The sequence below is a fragment of the Pseudoalteromonas sp. TB51 genome, assembly GCF_000498055.1.
Classification (GTDB): Bacteria; Pseudomonadota; Gammaproteobacteria; order Enterobacterales; family Alteromonadaceae; genus Pseudoalteromonas; species Pseudoalteromonas atlantica.
In genome coordinates, this window is record NZ_AUTO01000357.1 from 1 (window position 1) to 1,704 (window position 1,704).

Sequence of the window (1,704 nt, forward strand, 5' to 3'; positions counted from 1 at the left end):
CTACAAAACGTAAACGCGGCGTACGCGCATCTGGAAACGGCGAAATTTTGCGTGCGTTATTTACTTTTAAATCGTGTAATACGCCCACCGCTTCTGTTACATCGCTGCCTAACCACCATTTGAGTGCAGCATCCACTGCAAAGTTCCATGCTGCGCCAGTTAAAGCACTTACAGCAATATCGGCAAGCTCGCTGCCGCCCCCTGCTCCCGCTAAATCAAAGGTCGCCACAATATTAAGTGGTGTCAGGCCTGCATTTTCAAGCCAATTAGCTTGGTTATCAATAATATGGCGAGCAACTAAATCGCCTGTTGAATGCGTTACTAGCACACAGCCATCAGCACATAAGTTAGAACGCGATATTTGCTTTAATTTAGGCCATACCCAATCGGTTGCAATTTTACCTTCAATGCGCTCATAGGCAGGCCAATCAATACGTTCATCAGCACGGTTATTCCAATAGGTTTGCCAATAGGTTTCACCGTCGTTTATTACATCGCTGCCCGACTTATTGGTTATTTGCGATACCTGCAAGCCGTGGATCAGTATAATTTTGTGATCTTTACTCAGTGCAGAAAAGCTCATCAAAAACGCAGCGCTGGCAAAAAGTAGATATTTAAGTGTGTGTGTTCGTTTAGAGTTGTTCATATAAATCCTTAATGTGTTCAGTGTTTTATTTTTATGCCTATGTACTTAAGGTATTCATTTACACATGTGCAGGCGCACATGCATTGACCAGTATTAGGAACAACGCTCAAAAATGCAACAATTTATTATCATTTAAATTCTGCTAAACCTATATTGACTTTATATTCAATTACTTAAATTTAAATAATTGCAATATTTAGTATTATTTACACATACCTAGTAACTAGGCAGTACTAAAGCAAAAAAAAACCTAACGCATAAAAATACGTTAGGTTTTTTAGTAATTAGTTCTATCTTTAAATATAAACAGGTATTAGTATTTTAAGCGCTCATACAATCCTGAGGCTCTTGATACGCTTTTGCTCATGGCCAATTGCAGTACTTTTTTATCGGCCACCAGCTCAAAGGTGTTTTTAGCACGTGTTATGCCTGTGTACACCAGCTGCCTATTTACGCCCATACTGGCGTGTTTAAGCGGCGGTAAAACCATAGCAGTATAACTAAACTCCGAGCCCTGCGATTTATGTATGGTCATTACATACACTTTATCGTGAGCAGGCAGGCGCGCGGGTGAAAACGCCCGAACCGTGTTTTGCTCATCAATAAATAACGCTTTTAACTGCCCGCTTTCATCGGGCATTAAAATACCAATATCACCATTAAACAACTTAAGTTGATAATCGTTTTGGCTCACCATAATGGGCATACCACTGTAATGGCGCTGGTTTGGGCTTACCGATATCAACCCTTGCTGCACAAGTGCGCGCTCAATGCGGCTGTTTAAGCTATTTACGCCGTAATCCCCCTCACGCACGGCCGCTAATAGTTGATATTGAGAAAACGCCGCGTGAACATCTGCAACACTAGCCCCTTGTGCAATTAAATTTAAATAATGAGCGTAATGCTTAGCAGCACTGTTTATTAATTTTTCTATGGGTTTTGCAACAAAGTCATAATCTAAAATAACATCGTTAAATTGCCCTTGTGTGCTTTGTTGCTCTACGTATTTTAAAATACCGTTATGGTTAGTATTAACCGCCAGCGCAAGCTGGCCAATG

General features: G+C 40.8%; 1 protein-coding gene and 1 pseudogene. Both read right to left on the reverse strand.

The genetic code is table 11. From position 1 onward, the window contains the following. Positions 1-646 (reverse strand): annotated as a pseudogene (locus L650_RS0122965) (hypothetical protein); the annotation flags it as partial. A 313-nt stretch (positions 647-959) separates the two neighbouring features. Further along, the coding region (locus L650_RS0122970; RefSeq protein ID WP_029774537.1) for an ATP-binding domain-containing protein at positions 960-1,704 on the reverse strand (745 nt) is incomplete at its 5' end.